This is a genomic window from Streptomyces sp. NBC_00536 (assembly GCF_036346295.1).
In the GTDB taxonomy this organism is placed as follows: domain Bacteria; phylum Actinomycetota; class Actinomycetes; order Streptomycetales; family Streptomycetaceae; genus Streptomyces.
Genome location: NZ_CP107819.1, coordinates 5505541 through 5521685, shown reverse-complemented (window position 1 = coordinate 5521685; position 16145 = coordinate 5505541). Strand labels below are relative to the sequence as shown.

General features: G+C 74.2%; 8 protein-coding genes. 3 read left to right on the top strand and 5 right to left on the bottom strand.

What is annotated here, in order from left to right; translation table 11 throughout:
• Window positions 1-62 precede the first annotated feature (62 nt).
• The 3 genes from OHS33_RS24675 to OHS33_RS24665 all read left to right on the top strand — a co-directional run bounded on the left by OHS33_RS24675 (window position 63) and on the right by OHS33_RS24665 (window position 6016).
• Window positions 63-812 carry a response regulator transcription factor gene (locus OHS33_RS24675; protein ID WP_330332587.1) on the top strand — a complete coding sequence of 250 codons (750 nt, stop codon included), beginning with the start codon at window positions 63-65 and terminating at the stop codon, window positions 810-812.
• The gene (locus OHS33_RS24670; RefSeq protein ID WP_330332586.1) at window positions 809-1876 is read left to right on the top strand and encodes a HAMP domain-containing sensor histidine kinase; all 1068 of its coding nucleotides are present in this window, start codon (window positions 809-811) and stop codon (window positions 1874-1876) included. Before OHS33_RS24675 ends, OHS33_RS24670 begins: the two co-directional genes overlap by 4 nt.
• Before the next feature lie 270 nt (window positions 1877-2146).
• The gene (locus OHS33_RS24665) at window positions 2147-6016 is read left to right on the top strand and encodes a multifunctional oxoglutarate decarboxylase/oxoglutarate dehydrogenase thiamine pyrophosphate-binding subunit/dihydrolipoyllysine-residue succinyltransferase subunit (protein ID WP_330332585.1); all 3870 of its coding nucleotides are present in this window, start codon (window positions 2147-2149) and stop codon (window positions 6014-6016) included.
• Between the two features lie 231 nt (window positions 6017-6247).
• On the opposite strand, the gene fxsT is transcribed toward OHS33_RS24665, so the two are convergent.
• The 5 genes from fxsT to OHS33_RS24640 form a co-directional block, all read right to left on the bottom strand.
• Window positions 6248-9247: an FxSxx-COOH system tetratricopeptide repeat protein gene (gene fxsT, locus OHS33_RS24660; RefSeq protein WP_330332584.1), complete on the bottom strand. Its 3000-nt coding sequence runs from the start codon at window positions 9245-9247 to the stop codon at window positions 6248-6250.
• A 74-nt stretch (window positions 9248-9321) separates the two neighbouring features.
• Window positions 9322-10608, bottom strand: coding sequence for an HEXXH motif domain-containing protein (locus OHS33_RS24655; protein WP_330332583.1), 1287 nt, complete (start codon window positions 10606-10608; stop codon window positions 9322-9324).
• The gene (locus tag OHS33_RS24650) at window positions 10605-11909 is read right to left on the bottom strand and encodes an FxsB family cyclophane-forming radical SAM/SPASM peptide maturase (RefSeq protein ID WP_330332582.1); all 1305 of its coding nucleotides are present in this window, start codon (window positions 11907-11909) and stop codon (window positions 10605-10607) included. Before OHS33_RS24650 ends, OHS33_RS24655 begins: the two co-directional genes overlap by 4 nt.
• 116 nt (window positions 11910-12025) lie before the next feature.
• Entirely contained in the window at window positions 12026-12214 is a 189-nt protein-coding gene (gene fxsA / locus OHS33_RS24645; RefSeq protein ID WP_330332581.1) for an FxSxx-COOH cyclophane-containing RiPP peptide, read from the bottom strand.
• Between the two features lie 166 nt (window positions 12215-12380).
• Window positions 12381-16142, bottom strand: coding sequence for an SAV_2336 N-terminal domain-related protein (locus OHS33_RS24640; protein ID WP_330332580.1), 3762 nt, complete (start codon window positions 16140-16142; stop codon window positions 12381-12383).
• Window positions 16143-16145: the final 3 nt, after the last annotated feature.

Genomic DNA, 16145 nt, shown 5'->3' with positions numbered 1-16145 from the left:
CTACGCTGCACCCCATCACGCGGGATCTTCACGGGTCCCCCGTCGGACTACCGGGGCGGGACATGGATCAGACACACACCACCCACAACGGGGCCGCGGCGTCACCCGCCACCCCCGGCGCGCAGCGGCGGGTCCTCGTCGTCGAGGACGACCGCACGATCGCCGAGGCCATCGCCGCCCGGCTGCGCGCCGAAGGGTTCCAGGTGCAGACCGCCGCGGACGGGCCCGCGGCCGTCGCGGCCGCCGAGAGCTGGCTGCCGGAGCTGCTCGTCCTCGATGTGATGCTGCCCGGATTCGACGGCCTGGAGGTCTGCCGCCGGGTGCAGGCACAGCGGCCGGTGCCGGTCCTGATGCTCACGGCGCGCGACGACGAGACGGACCTGCTGGTCGGCCTCGGGGTCGGCGCCGACGACTACATGACCAAGCCGTTCTCGATGCGCGAGCTGGCCGCCCGGGCGCACGTCCTGCTGCGCCGCGTGGAGCGGGCGGCGATCGCCGCCCACGCGCCGCGGGGCTCCACGCTGCGCCTGGGCGACCTGGAGATCGACCACGCGCAGCGCAGGGTCCGGGTGCAGGCCGAGGACGTGCACCTGACGCCGACCGAGTTCGACCTGCTGGTCTGCCTGGCGGGCACCCCGCGCGCGGTGCTCTCGCGGGAGCAGCTGCTCGCGGAGGTGTGGGACTGGGCGGACGCCTCCGGGACCCGGACCGTCGACAGCCACATCAAGGCCCTGCGCCGCAAGATCGGCGCCGAGCGGATCCGTACGGTCCACGGCGTCGGGTACGCCCTGGAGACCCCGGCGCAGCCGTGAGCGGGCGGCTGCCGGGGCCGGGCCTGCGGCCGTATTCGCCGTTCTCGATCAAGACCAAGCTGGGCACCCTGGTGGTGGTCTCGGTCTTCATCACCACGGGCCTGCTGATGGTGGCCATGCGCACGGCGACCGAGGTGCGCTTCATCACGGTGTTCTCGGTGATCGCCTCGATGCTGATCACCCAGTTCGTGGCGCACAGCCTGACGGCGCCGCTGGACGAGATGACCACCGTGGCCAAGGCGATCTCGCACGGCGATTTCACCCGCCGGGTGCGCGGCTCGGGCCGCCGCGACGAGCTGGGCGATCTCGCCGCGACGATCAATCTGATGGCCGACGACCTGGAGGCGGTGGACCGCCACCGCAAGGAACTCGTCGCGAACGTCTCCCACGAGCTGCGCACGCCCATCGCGGCCCTGCGCGCCGTGCTGGAGAACGTGGTGGACGGGGTCTCGGCCGCGGACCCGGAAACGATGCGGACGGCGCTCAAGCAGACGGAGCGGCTCGGCCGGCTGGTGGAGACCCTGCTGGACCTGTCCCGGGTGGACAACGGGGTGGTCCCGCTGAAGACCCGCACCTTCGAGGTGTGGCCGTACCTGTCGGGCGTGCTGAAGGAATCGGGGCTGGCGGCGGCCGGGCGGCCGGGGCTGGCCTCCGGTTCCGGCGGGCACACCCGCAATGACGTCCACCTGCACCTGGACGTCTTCCCGCCCGAGCTGGTGGCCCACGCGGACGCGGAGCGGCTGCACCAGGTGGTGGCGAACCTGATCGACAACGCGGTCAAGCACAGCCCGCCGCACGGCCGGGTGACGGTCCGGGCGCGGGGCGCCGAAGGGCCGGGGAGCCTGACGCTGGAGGTGCTGGACGAGGGCCCGGGGATTCCGGAGTCGGAGCGGCCGCGGGTCTTCGAGCGGTTCAACCGGGGCAGCTCCGGGGGCGGTGACGGCGGCACCGGGCTCGGCCTGGCGATCGCCCGCTGGGCCGTCGGCCTGCACGGAGGCCACATCGGAGTGGCCGAATCCCCTCGGGGTTGCCGGATCCTTGTCACACTTCCGGGCAGCTCGTAGGCGACGTGTTGACGTAGGGTTCGAGTGGGAAGGACATGATCTCGGCCACACCGGCCCGGGGTCCGTCAGGGGTGCGAAGCCAGGGGGCCGCAACCACGGTGAGCCCTACCCGAACCACGCGTGTTTCCCGCCATTCCACCCCGCGAAACCCGCCGTTCGGTGTGACCTGCACGACGGAAGTCCCGCCCGGTCTGCATCCGACCGCCGGGGAGGCGTAGCCTTTATTCCCGCTGTCCATACCTTGTGAAGCGGAAGAGGGCGGTTGCCGCCGTGTCGCCACAGTCCCCCAGTAACCCGAGCACCACGACCGAATCAGCAGAGAGCGGGAAGACCCCTGCCTCAGGCTTCGGCGCGAATGAGTGGCTCGTCGACGAGATCTATCAGCAGTACCTCCAGGACCCGAATTCGGTCGACCGGGCCTGGTGGGACTTCTTCGCCGACTACAAGCCGGGTGGCGTGGCCGCCGCGGCGAAGCCGGAAGAGCCCAAGAAGTCCCCGACGACGGACGGCGCCTCCGCACAGGCCGCCCCCGTCGCCGTAGCCCCGCAGGCCGCCGACGCCGCCACGGGGGCGGCGCTCGCCGCGCCGACCTCTGCCGCCGCGCCCACGCCCGTGTCAGCTCCTGCCCCTGCTCCTGCCACCCCCTCTGGTGCCCCTGCTGTGACTGTCACCTCCCCGGTACCGGCTCCGGCCGCCGCCGCCCCCTCAGCCGCTCCCTCAGCTCCTGCCGCCGCCCCGAAGGCCGCGCCCGCCACCGAGGCCCCCGCGGGCCCCGAGCTGGTGACGCTCCGCGGCCCCGCCGCGGCGGTGGTCAAGAACATGAACGCCTCCCTGGAGGTGCCGACGGCCACGTCCGTCCGCGCCGTCCCGGTGAAGCTGCTGTTCGACAACCGCATCGTCATCAACAACCACCTGAAGCGCGCCCGGGGCGGGAAGATCTCCTTCACCCACCTCATCGGCTACGCGATGGTGCAGGCCATCAAGGCCATGCCGTCGATGAACTACTCCTTCGCGGAGAAGGACGGCAAGCCGACCCTGGTCAAGCCGGAGCACATCAACTTCGGCCTGGCGATCGACCTCGTGAAGCCGAACGGCGACCGCCAGCTCGTCGTCGCCGGCATCAAGAAGGCCGAGACCCTCAACTTCTTCGAGTTCTGGCAGGCCTACGAGGACATCGTCCGCCGCGCCCGCGTCGGCAAGCTGACGATGGACGACTTCACGGGCGTGACGGTCTCCCTCACCAACCCCGGCGGCCTCGGCACCGTCCACTCCGTGCCGCGCCTGATGCCCGGACAGTCGGTCATCATGGGCGTCGGCTCGATGGACTACCCCGCCGAGTTCCAGGGCACCTCCCAGGACACCCTGAACAAGCTGGGCATCTCCAAGGTCATGACCCTGACCTCGACCTACGACCACCGGGTCATCCAGGGCGCGGCCTCCGGCGAGTTCCTGCGCGTCGTCGCGAACATGCTGCTCGGCGAGAGCGGCTTCTACGACGACGTCTTCGAGGCGCTGCGCATCCCGTACGAGCCGGTCCGCTGGCTCCGGGACATCGACGCCTCGCACGACGACGACGTCACGAAGGCCGCCCGCGTCTTCGAGCTGATCCACTCCTACCGGGTCCGCGGCCACGTCATGGCCGACACCGACCCGCTGGAGTACAAGCAGCGCAAGCACCCCGACCTCGACATCACCGAGCACGGCCTCACCCTGTGGGACCTGGAGCGCGAGTTCGCGGTCGGCGGTTTCTCCGGCAAGTCGATGATGAAGCTCCGCGACATCCTCGGCGTGCTGCGCGACTCGTACTGCCGCACCACCGGCGTCGAGTTCATGCACATCCAGGACCCGAAGCAGCGCCGCTGGATCCAGGACCGCATCGAGCGCCCGCACACCAAGCCGGAGCGCGAGGAGCAGCTGCGCATCCTGCGCCGGCTGAACGCCGCCGAGGCCTTCGAGACCTTCCTGCAGACGAAGTACGTCGGCCAGAAGCGCTTCTCCCTGGAGGGCGGCGAGTCGGTCATCCCGCTGCTCGACGCCGTCATCGACTCGGCCGCCGAGGCCCGCCTCGAAGAGGTCGCGATCGGCATGGCCCACCGCGGCCGCCTGAACGTCCTCGCGAACATCGTGGGCAAGTCGTACGCGCAGATCTTCCGCGAGTTCGAGGGCAACCTCGACCCGAAGTCGATGCACGGCTCCGGCGACGTCAAGTACCACCTGGGCGCCAACGGCACCTTCACCGGCCTGGACGGCGAGCAGATCAAGGTCTCGCTCGTCGCCAACCCCTCGCACCTGGAGGCGGTGGACCCGGTCCTGGAGGGCGTCGTCCGCGCCAAGCAGGACATCATCAACAAGGGCGGCACGGACTTCACCGTCCTGCCCGTCGCCCTGCACGGTGACGCGGCCTTCGCGGGCCAGGGCGTCGTCGCCGAGACGCTGAACATGTCGCAGCTGCGCGGCTACCGCACCGGCGGCACCGTCCACGTCGTGATCAACAACCAGGTCGGCTTCACCGCCGCCCCGGAGTCCTCGCGGTCGTCGATGTACGCGACCGACGTGGCCCGCATGATCGAGGCGCCGATCTTCCACGTGAACGGCGACGACCCGGAGGCCGTGGTCCGCATCGGACGCCTGGCCTTCGAGTTCCGTCAGGCGTTCAACAAGGACGTGGTCATCGACCTCATCTGCTACCGCCGCCGCGGCCACAACGAGTCCGACAACCCGGCCTTCACCCAGCCGCTGATGTACGACCTGATCGACAAGAAGCGCTCGGTGCGCAAGCTGTACACCGAGTCCCTCATCGGTCGCGGCGACATCACCCTGGAAGAGGCCGAGCAGGCGCTCCAGGACTTCCAGGGCCAGCTGGAGAAGGTCTTCGCGGAGGTCCGCGAGGCCGCCACGCAGCCCGCGGTCGCCCCGGTCGCGCCCGTCCAGGTCGCGCAGGAGTTCCCGGTCACCGTGAACACGGCGATCTCCCAGGACGTCGTCAAGCGGATCGCCGAGTCGCAGGTCACCATCCCCGAGGGCGTCACCGTCCACCCCCGTCTGCTGCCGCAGCTCCAGCGCCGCGCCGCGATGATCGACGAGGGCACCATCGACTGGGGCATGGGCGAGACCCTGGCCTTCGGTTCGCTGCTGATGGAGGGCACCCCGGTCCGGCTGTCCGGCCAGGACTCGCGCCGCGGCACCTTCGGCCAGCGCCACGCGGTCCTCATCGACCGGGAGACGGGCGAGGACTACACCCCGCTGCTCTACCTCTCGGACGACCAGGCCCGCTACAACGTCTACGACTCGCTGCTCTCCGAGTACGCGGCCATGGGCTTCGAGTACGGCTACTCGCTGGCCCGTCCGGACGCGCTGGTCCTCTGGGAGGCCCAGTTCGGTGACTTCGTCAACGGCGCGCAGACGGTCGTCGACGAGTTCATCTCCTCGGCGGAGCAGAAGTGGGGCCAGACGTCCGGCGTCACGTTGCTCCTCCCGCACGGCTACGAGGGCCAGGGCCCGGACCACTCGTCCGCGCGTCCCGAGCGCTTCCTCCAGATGTGCGCGCAGGACAACATGACGGTGGCCATGCCCACGCTCCCGTCGAACTACTTCCACCTGCTGCGCTGGCAGGTCCACAACCCGCACCACAAGCCGCTCATCGTCTTCACCCCGAAGTCGATGCTGCGTCTGAAGGCGGCGGCGTCGAAGGCGGAGGAGTTCACCACCGGCGGGTTCCGCCCGGTCATCGGCGACTCCACCGTGGACCCGAACGCGGTCCGCAAGGTCGTCTTCTGCGCGGGCAAGGTCTACTACGACCTGGAGGCCGAGCGGGAGAAGCGCGGCATCACGGACACCGCGATCATCCGCATCGAGCGCCTCTACCCGCTGCCGGGTGCGGAGCTCCAGGCCGAGATCGCCAAGTTCCCGAACGCGGCGAAGTACATCTGGGCCCAGGAGGAGCCGGCGAACCAGGGCGCGTGGCCGTTCATCGCGCTCAACCTGATCGACCACCTGGACCTGGCCGTCGGCGCCGAGGTCCCGGCGGGCGAGCGCCTGCGCCGCATCTCGCGCCCGCACGGTTCGTCCCCGGCCGTCGGCTCCGCGAAGCGCCACCAGGCGGAGCAGCAGCTGCTGATGAACGAGGTCTTCGAGGCCTAGTCGCTGCGCTGAGCTGAACCGGAAGGCCCGGCCCCCACCACGGGGTCCGGGCCTTCCGCCATTCGGGGCGCCCCCCGCCCTGCCAGGCCATCCCTGACTCGCCGGGCCCATTCAGCCTCGCCGGCGTTTGAGGCGCGGGGTCTGGGGCGGAGCCCCAGGATCCCGGCTCCGCCGGGCACCGGGCTCCGCCCGGACCCGCGCCTCAAACGCCGGCGAGGCTGGATCGGACCCCTACGGCTGGGGTTCGAAGTCCCAGTACGGGCGGACTCGTTGGCGGGCGGAGACCGTGTGGACGTGTTGCGTGCCCAGGGTCCGGGCCAGGGACTTCAGCGCGTCGTCCTCGTTCTTGCGGGACTCGTCGGTCTGCTGGAGCGCCCGCAGGTCCGCCGCCAGGGCGATCTGCGCGCTCAGGGACATCGGGTGGTCGGGGCCGAGGACCTGTTCCGCCGTCCGCAGCGTGTCCCGGCTCAGCTGGACCGCGTCGTCGAGCCGCCCGGTGATGTTGCGGCAGCCCGCCGCGTTGAGGGCGCTGCCGAGGGCCCAGGGGTGGCGTTCCCCGAGCGCGTTGCGCATTCCGACGAGGGCCTGTTCGCACAGGCTGAGGGCTTCCTCCCGCTCACCCTGCGCCCTCAGCACGAGGCCGAGGTTGCCGACCGTACCGATGCTGTACGGGTGGGCCAGCCCCAGCTGGGACTGGTAGCCCCGGACCACCGCCTCGGAGATCCGCCGCGCCTCCTCGATGTCCCCGTACTCGCGCAGGTAGGTGGCGTAGTCGGAGGCGACCATCAGGGTCCACGGGTAGTCGGCGCCGAAGACCCGGGTGGCGCGTTCCCACACGGTCCGCAGCCGGGTGCCCGCACCGGGGATGTCGCCCGAACGGCGCAGGCACAGGCCGAGGTTGTGTTCGGCGCGCAGGGTCTGCGGGTGGTTGACGCCCAGGATCTGGTTGTTGAGCTTGACGCCCTGTTCCTGGCGGGTCTGGGCCTCGCGGTAGCGGCCCATCAGCCGCAGCCCCATGGCGCAGGCGATGCCGGAGGAGAGGGTGGAGATGTGATGGGGGCGCAGGATCCGCTCGCGGCGGCGCAGGGTCTCCAGGTCGAGGTCGTAGGCCTCCTGATAGCGGCCCAGGAGCCGGTAGGTGGCGGCGAGGTTGTTCTGGGCGTTGAGGGTGGTGGAGTCGTCCTCGCCGAGGAGTTCGCGGTAGGTGGTCAGGCAGTGCTCGAACAGATCGCGGGCGGGTTCGAACTTGGCGATGCACAGCAGGACCCCGCCGTAGGCGCTGGTGGCCCGCAGGGTTTCCAGGTCGCGGTCGCCGCGTTCGGCGACGAGCCGGTCGGCGACGGCCTTGGTGAGGGTCTCGGCGCGCCGGAACAGGCCGAGGTTGCGCAGCGCTCCGCCGTACTGGTAGCTCAGCTCGCGCACCCGGTCGTGGTCCTCGCCGAGCATGGACCGCCAGGCCAGGTCGGTCTGTTCGCACAGCCGCAGGCAGCTGCGGTACTCCCCGGCGAGGATGAGGTAGCGCAGGCAGCGCAGCAGGAAGGTCTGGATCCGCGGGTTGGTGCTGGTGAGCACTCCGGCGGTGTCGAGGTGCGGGATGAGTTCGGCGTACCTCGGCCAGAGCCGGGAGTCGGAGGGCCGCCCGGGGTCGGCCGCGGCGAGGACCTGGCGGACGGCGCGGGAGAGCGGTTCGGCCTCGCCCTCGGAGAGGTTCTCGCGGACGATGCCGTGCACCATCCGGTGCAGCTGGACGGTCTCCAGGCCGCCGCCGCCCTCTTCCACGGGTTGGTCGGAGTACTCCAGGCGGACGACGGAGAACTGCACGAGCTTGTTGAGGGCCGCGTTCCAGCGGACCTGGTCGTTGATCAGTCCGGCGAGCTGTTCGGGTACGTCGTCCGCGGGGAACTCGCCGAGCAGCCGCAGCGGGACCGGGCCGGGCGCGAAGAACACGAACAGCCGCAGCAGGGCCAGGGCGTCGGGGAAGTTCTCCCGGACGTTGTTGAGCAGTATGGCGAGCGCGGTCGGGAAGGGCAGCGGGTAGTCGTCGGAGACGGCGACGGCCTCCCGGGAGTCCAGCCTGCGGCGCAGCAGCGCGAGGTAATCGCCCACGCTCAGCGGGGAGTCGGCGAGCCAGCCCGCGGTCTGGTCGAGGGCGAGCGGGTAGTCCTCCAGGGCCTCGGCGAGCTGGTCGGCCTCGTCGCCGGTGAGGCGGCGGGCCCGGCGGCGGATGAAGGTGATGGACTCGGGGCGGGCGTAGAGCGGGACTTCGACCAGGCTGGTGTGCCGGTTGCCCCATTCGCGGTTGCGGGAGGTGATGATGACGTCGCCCGCGCCGCCGGGCAGCAGGTCGGTCAGGTCGTCGGGGTTGTCGCACCCGTCGAAGATCATCAGCCAGCGGCTGAACGGGGCGCCGCGGCGCAGCGCTTCGAGGACGGCCCGGATCTGCTCGCCGTAACTGCCCGCGCCGCGCGGCAGGCCCAGCGCCGGGGCGAGGTCGGCGAGCCGTTCGCGCAGGGTGGGGCGGTCCTCGGCGGGCACCCACCACACCACGTCGTATTCGGAGGCGAAGCGGTAGGCGTACTCGGTGGCGACCTGGGTCTTGCCCACGCCGGAGAGCCCGAGCAGGGTGACGGTGGCGGCTCCCGGCGGTGCCTCGGTGAGGGCGGCGCGGAGTTTGCCGATGACGTCGTTGCGGCCGGTGAAGCGGGGGTTGCGGCGCGGGACCCGGCCCCAGATCTCGGGCGGGTCGTTGGGGAAGCGGGGGCCGCGCCGGCCGGTCTCGGTGCCGATCCGTTCGGTGGGCAGCTCCAGCCTGCGCAGCACCCGGTATTCGGCCTCGTAGGCGTCCAGGCCCCACAGGTCGGTCTTCTCCAGCGCGGCGACGGCGCTGGGCAGCGGGGCGTCGGTCAGGCAGACGGCGGCGAACCGGCCGGGGTGGGTGTCGGTGACGGTGCGCAGCGCCGCGTTCCACTCCTCGTCGGTGTGGGTGCCCGCGGAGAAGTACCGCTCGCTGAGGACCATCAGGACCCGGCCGCCGCGGGCGAGGTCGTCCATGGCCTCAGTCAGTCCGGGGCTGTTCTGCGGGTCCCAGCGCTGGAGCGCGACGCGGTGGCCGTGTTCCTCCAGCCGGTGGGCGATCCACACGGCCCAGGGGCGGTTGAACCCCGCGAAGCTGATGACGAAGCGCTGCGGCTGCGCGGCTGTGTCGCGCTCGTGCCGACTACCGGTGGTCATGCGGCCGTCTCCCTGGAATCCGGGCGGTGGACGGGGTTGAAAAGGTACCGCAGGTGACGGGTGATCAGCCCTTGTCACGTCACGGCGAATGCGGCGAGTTCGGGGTGCTCCTCGCACCAGGCGCGGCGTTCGCGCTCCACGGCCCGGCGGGCGGTGGCGTGCTGGTCCCCGGGGGGCGGCAGATCGTCCATGGCCCGTTCGGCGGCGGCCATTCCGGCGATGAACTCCCGGCCGGTGACGGTGAGTTCGCGCGCGCCCTGGAGCACGGGCAGTACGGCGGCCACCTGGGCCCGGCAGCGGGCGTGCCGCGCCCAGGCCCCGCGGGCGCCGTAAAGGGCGGCGCGCTGCCAGTAGCCGGCCAGGGCCAGGTGGGCGTACGCGCCGTGCAGCAGTCCCTCCAGCGGGCGGGGGTCGCCGCGCCAGGGGGCCCAGTAGCAGGGGGTGCGGTCGGCGGTGTGCAGGGTGAGGACGTCGGCGAGGGCGGCCAGCTTCCCGTGCTGGACCTCGTGGACGAGGGTGGCGGCGAGCGCGGGCGGGGTCTGGCCGCGGACCAGGACGGAACCGGCGGCGGCGGGCAGCGTGGCGCCGGTGGAGCGGGCGCCCCCGGCCAGCGGGACGAGGGTGCGCAGCAGTTCGCCGATCTCCGCGGCCCGGGTGGAGTCGTAGCGCTCCAGGAGGGTGAGGGCGCCGGTCCACTGGATGTCCCAGCGCTTGTGCCCCTTGGGGGTGAGCCTGCGGGCGGGGCGTACGGACGCCGGGTGGCCCAGCGCCCGGTACGGGTCGAGGTCGTCCAGCGCGGTCCGGCCGCCCGGGAGGGTGTGCAGGGCCAGGACGGCGGGGTCGGCGGGGTCCCAGGAGCGTTCGGTGAGGGCGACCGGTCCGGGGCGGGCGGGGCGCAGCAGGCCGAGGGTGGGCAGCACCAGCCTGCCGTGCAGCGGGCGCAGGGTGAGCTTGAAGTCGACCCCGGCGCGCAGGGCCGCGGCGGCGGCGAGGGCCCCGAGGTGCGCGAGGTCGGGGGCGGGTCCGTGGGGCGCGTGCAGGCGGCGCAGGGTTTCCTCGGCCCACGCCCCGGTCGCCGGGTAGTGCAGTACGTCGCGCACGGCGCCGGGGGCGGCGCGCTCGGCCTCTTCCAGCAGGGCCCAGTGCTGGCCGGTCTCCCCGTCGGCCCCGCCGGGGGCGGCGTCGAGCACCCCGCGCAGCAGGACGAGGCGTTTGGAGCGCTGGATGTCGCGGACCAGCCGGAGGCCCTCGGCGCCGGGCTCGGTGGAGGAGAAGGCGCGCAGCAGGTGGGAGGTGACGGCGAAGGCGGGGAGGGGGGAGGGGCCGGCCGCGGGCGGGGTGCCGGGGGCGGGGCGGGTCACGAGGCGGCCCGCTCGGGGCCGCGGGCGGTGGGGGTGGCGGTGGCGCTGGTTTCCGCGGCGCTGGTGGTGGCGGTGGTGGCGGCCCGGTGCAGGGCCGCCGCGATGTGCCGGATGAGGACCTGGAGGTCCTCGCAGTACACCGAGGGGTGCCGGAAGCCCTGGCCGGGCCGGTAGCGGTGCGGGTAGTGGCCGCCGCCGCACACCTCGACGAGTTCGCAGGAGCGGCAGCCCGCGGCGAGCGCGGCCCGGCCGAGCTGGCGGGCGGCCAGTCCGGGGTGGTCGAGGAGTTCGTCGAAGCTGTGCCGCTCCAGGGTCATCCCGGTGGCGGCGGCGCCCTCGTAGGCGGATTTGAGGGAGTCGGCCTGTTCGATGCTGCCGTCGGCCTCGATGACGGCGGTGGTGACCGGGGCCAGGCCCAGCGATTCGTTGGCGGCGGGCAGGCCGAGGAGCAGGGCGATGATCTCCTCGAAGAGCCGGATCCGGGTCCGGCGCACCCCGTCGTGCCACCAGCGTTCGAAGACGGCGGTCAGCCAGTCGGCGTACGGGGTGGCGCCCGGGGCCGCGCCGGGCGGCGGATCCGCCCAGTTGGCCAGGGGCAGCAGCAGCCCGATGGTGGGCGGCGCGAAGGCCAGCAGCGAGGTGTACGTCTCCACCGGGTCCTGGGTCACGTCCACCACGCACAGCACCCCGGCGTAGCTCTCCGGGTGCCGGGCCAGCAGGCGCAGGCCGCGCGCGGCGGCGGCGAAGCCGGGGCGCCCGGCGTGGTCCACGCGCCGGGCGTTGTGCGCCGGGAGCCCCCCGTCGAGGCTGACGCCCACGCGGATCCCGGCGGCGGCCAGTGCCTCCAGCCTGCCGCGGGTGAGCAGGGTGGCGTTGGTCTGCACGGTGGCGGTGACCCGGGTGCCCGGGGAGCGGCGGGCGAGGGCCGCCCGTACCGCCTCGACGGGCGCGGCGAGGTCGGCGGGCGGGGTCAGCAGCGGTTCGCCGCCGTGCAGGACGAGGTCGACGCGGGTCAGGGCGTGGGCGGCGGCGTGTTCGGCGATCCGCTCGGCGGCGCGGGCCGCGGTGGCGGCGGGCATCGCCACCGGCTGGGCGCGCCAGCCCTGGTCGGCCATCGAGTAGACGTAGCAGTAGGTGCAGGCGAGGTTGCAGCGGCTGCGGGTCTTGAGGACGAACTGCCGTAAGGGATACGGCCGGTGGCCTGCGGCGCGCAGCGCGGGAACGTCGAGCCGGGTGTAGGGCCAGGGCGCGTGGACGCGGTGCGCGGGCAGCACGGCGTCGCGCGTGGTCGTCTGCCTCATTCGACTTCCTCCCGCTGCGGACGGTCCATCCCTGCCCGGTGGATGTGTACGGCTAACGGCGGAAAGTGGTCAACCAGGGGGCGTTTTCTGCCGGTTGGGCCCCTGGGGGTCTCCGGTCAGTCGACCCCGGAGTCGAAGGCGTTCAGTACCTCCGCCGGGTGCGTGACGCGCTCCACCATGCCCTCGACCACATCGGCCAGCACCGGGTGGTCGATGCCCCGCAGCGTGGCCAGATCGAGCCCGGAGAGGTCCGGCAGCTGTCCCGAACACCGGCGTGCGACCACTTCCTGATGCTTCGTCACCATGGTTTCCCTGTCCCCCTGTTGTGTCGTGTGTCCGCATGTCCGTGTGCTCATGCGCTCGTGCCCTCGTGCCCTCGTGCCCTCGTGCGCTCGTGTGCTGGATGGGTTGACTCCCCATTCCCCGCCGCCCGGGCGTGGAAACAGTCACGGGAGGGCGCGCCGAGGCACGTCAGAGGGCCGCCTCCAGCGCGCGCACCCGCGCGCGCACCGCCTCGCGCCGGTCCGTGGTGCCGGGCGCGGGATCGCCCAGACGCTGCCACAGCTCCAGGGCCGCCCGGTAGGCGTCCAGCGCGGCGCGCGGCCGGGCGAGGCGCTCCAGCACCTCGCCGCGCAGTTCCTGCACCCGGGCGGCCAGTTGTACGGCGGTCTCCTGGCGGTCGGCGGTCCGGTCGGCCTCCATCGCGGCCCGCCAGGCCCGCCGGTAGGAGTCGGCCGCGCGGTCGAGCCGGTCGGCGGCCCGGGTCTGGGCGTGGATCTCCTGCTGTACGTCGCCGTGCTCGCGCCAGGCGTGCGCCTGTTCCAGGGGGCCGCGGGCGTGCCGGACCACCAGCTCCAGCAGGTACTCGGCCTCGCGCAGGTCGACCAGGTCGCCCTCGTAGGAGTGGCGCAGCCGCAGGCCCTCGGCGAGCCGTCGCAGCCGCTCCGGTGCGCGCTGGTCGTTCTGTGGGACCGCCGCGCGGCTGTCCCGCAGCACCCGTACCGCCGTGGAGACGAACCGCCGCCCCCCGGGCGTGCGGGCCCGCTCCAGGAGTACGTCGCCCCACTCGGGCAGCAGTTCCCCGTAGGCCTCCCCGTCCCGGGGGATCAGCCGCCGGGCCCGGCCGTAGGCGTCGGCGGCCGCGTCGAGGTCCGCCGGAGCCCCGGCGCGTCCGTCCTGTCCGTCCCGCGCGTACCGCGCCCGGTGCACCCGGGCCAGGCACACCAGGGCCGCCAGCCGCAGCTCCGGCTCCCCGGCCGCGTCGGCCAGCGCCGCCGCCAGCACCCCGGGCGCCTCGTCCAGCCGCCACGGCACGTACCGCAGCGCCCGGGCCAGCTCCACCCGCACCCACCCCCGCTCCCCCGCGCCCCCGGCCCGGGCCCCTCCCCCGGAACCCGACGGCTGCTGCTCCCTCGCCGGTGCCGTGCTCGGGCCGGTGGTGGGCCGCGCGCCCGGCGTGGGCCGCGGCGAAGCCGCCGGGGTCTGGCCCGAGGACGGGGACGAGGTCGTGGCCTCGGCCGGAGGCGCGGCCGGGCCGCCGGGCGGCGCGCCCGCGTCCCGCCCGACGGGGGAGGCCGGGGCTCCGGCCGCCGGGCCCGGGTCCGGCGGGCGGGGCCCGGTGTCCGGGTGCGGCGGGAGGAGCGTGGCCAGGCCGGCTGTCAGGCGGGTGGCGGAGCGGGTCGCGAGGGCGGTGCGCTCCGCCGGGTCCGGCTCGCGGTCCGCGAGGGCCAGCAGGACCCGGCCCAGGGCCAGGTGCAGCCCCCCGTCCGGCGCGGCCCCCGGCCCGCCGTCCGACTCCCCCGCCGGCCCCCCGTCCGGCATGGCCCCCGGCTCCCCGTCCGGCCGGTCGAAGACCTCCAGCGCGGACAGCGCCTCCCGCAGCGCCGCCGGGTCGTCGTGCAGTTCGCACAGCCGCATCAGGGTCCGGGCCCGCTGGATCGCGCAGTCCAGGCGCAGCTCCCGGTCGAGCCCGGCCACCGCGCCCACGGCCGCGAACTCCCGCTCGGCGGCGGCCAGCAGCTCCGCCGCCTCCGGCCCGGATCCCGGCAGGGCGGCGACGGCCCGTTCGTACAGCGCCCGGCCCAGCAGCGCGCGGGCGCGGACCATGCCGGGCAGCGCGCTCACCGTGCGCGCCGTGCGTTCCGCCTCGGTGAGGAGTTCGAGGTCCCGCTGGACCTCCCAGAGCCGCAGCAGCGCCCCGGCCAGTTCGAACTCGGCCTCGCCGGGCGGGTCCGCGGGCCCCGGCGGCGCCGTCACGGCCCGCCGCAGCACGGCGACGGCCTCGTACAGGGCGCGCTGGCCGCCGTCGCGGTCGCGGTCGAAGGCGGCGAGCCGGTCCCGGGCGGTGCGTACGGCCCAGGCCCGGGAGGGTGCGGGCGCGGCGCCGCCGGGGGGCGGCTCCCCGTCCCCGGGCGGCGCGTCGGGCGGCCCGGGCAGGTAGCGGCGTACGACCTTGGCGGAGACCTGAGCGAAGGCCTGTGGCAGCCGCGGGGCGGGCACCCGCCCCGGCTCCTCCGCCGCCCCGGTCCCGCCGTCCGCTTCCGGCTCCCCCGTCACGGGAGCGTCAGCGGCCACGGCTCCGGTCGCCGGGACCCCCGTGAGCTGGGAGACCGCGAGCGCGGGGAAGTTCCGTACGCCCCGCCCGAAGTGGGCCAGTACGTACTCCGAGCAGTGCTTGAGCACCAGGGCCGCCTCGTCCCGCCCCAGCGGCCCGAGCAGCACGTCCTGTACCCCCGGCACGAACTCGTACCACTGCCCCGGCGCCGGACCGCTGCGCCGCAGCAGCCCGCTGAGCAGCACCTCCGCGAGGTCGGAGGGTTCCGAGTCGGGCAGCATCGTGCGCTGCACCAGCCGCATCACGGGCAGCGCGAGCGGGGTCGCCGACAGGTACACGGCGAGCTGGACGGCGCGCGGCGAGGCCGAGGAGCGGAAGCGGCGCACCAGTTCGCGCGGCGGCCGCACGGCCCGCGGCGGGGGTGGCGGCGCGGCCGGGTGGTCGGCCAGGACCCGCCCCACCTCGGCCGGTACGGTCCCGCTGCCCAGCCCGGCGACCAGCCGGGCCCAGGCGCCGAGCGCGGGGGCGCTGGGCGGCAGCACGGGCACGGTGAGCCCGCCGGCGGGCCGGCCCGGCCGCGGCGGCCGGTCGGAGCGGAACTCCAGGTGCGGCTCGCCCCCCTCGCCCCCCTCGCCGCGCGCCAGCGTGCCCCGCTCGGTCGGCAGCCAGCTGCGGCCCCACAGCCGCTGCGGCAGGGGCTGGACGACCACGCAGGGCGTGCACTGCGCCCAGCGGTACAGCAGCCGCTGCGCCTCGCCCTCGCGCCACAGCGGCCCGGCGCAGTCGGAGACGACCATGGTCAGCCCGCGGCCGGTCGGGTCGCGCAGGAGTTCCGCGGACCGCATCCGGGCCTCCGGTTCCGGTTCCGATCCGGTTCCGAGCGCGGGGGCGCCGTCGGCGCGCCGGTGCAGGTAGTGCACCTGGACGTCGCGGAAGGCGCCGAGCCGCTCGCACACCGCGCGCAGCTCGTCGAACATGTCGTGCCACACGGCCATCGACGGGGAGGCGTCCAGGACCAACCGCATCGTGCTCTCCCGCCGGGTTTCGGCCCGCATCACCGGGATGGCCAGGCCCAGCGCCCGGGCGCTGGCCTCGGCGGTGGCGGGTTCGTCCAGGACGGTACGGGCCCGGGGCGCGGGCGGTCGGCGGCGCTGGAGCGCGCGCAGGGCCCGCTGGATGTCGAGGATCCGCGGCAGCGCGGCCGCCGTCGGCACCCGGACCGGTACCGCGTTCCCGCCCGTGGGTTCCGGATCGACTTCCGGTATCCGCTGCCCCGCGCCGTACGACCCCGGCCGCCCGGGGACGTACAGGCCGACGGGATCCTCCTCGGGCGGCGCCTCGGGCCCCGGCTCCGGGTCCGGACCCGGCTCCCCCGTGCCGCTGTCCCCGCCCGCCCCGTCCCGCCCGTCGTCCGCCGCACCCTCCCGGGCCCCCTCCGCCCCGTCCGTCTCGTCCGTCCCGTCCGTCCCGGCCGCGGATCCGGCGGTCCGCGCCGCCGCCCGGGTCCGCCCGGCCAGCCAGAGCGCGTCGGCCAGCTCTTCGGCGGAGGGGTCGAGCCCGGCGGCGCGCAGCAGAGCGGCCAGGTCACGGATCGCGGTGGGCTCACGGTTCGCGGTGGGCTCGCGCGTTCCGGTCGGTGGAGGGCCGGGCGGAGGGGGGCCGGGGACGCCGGCGGTCACGGG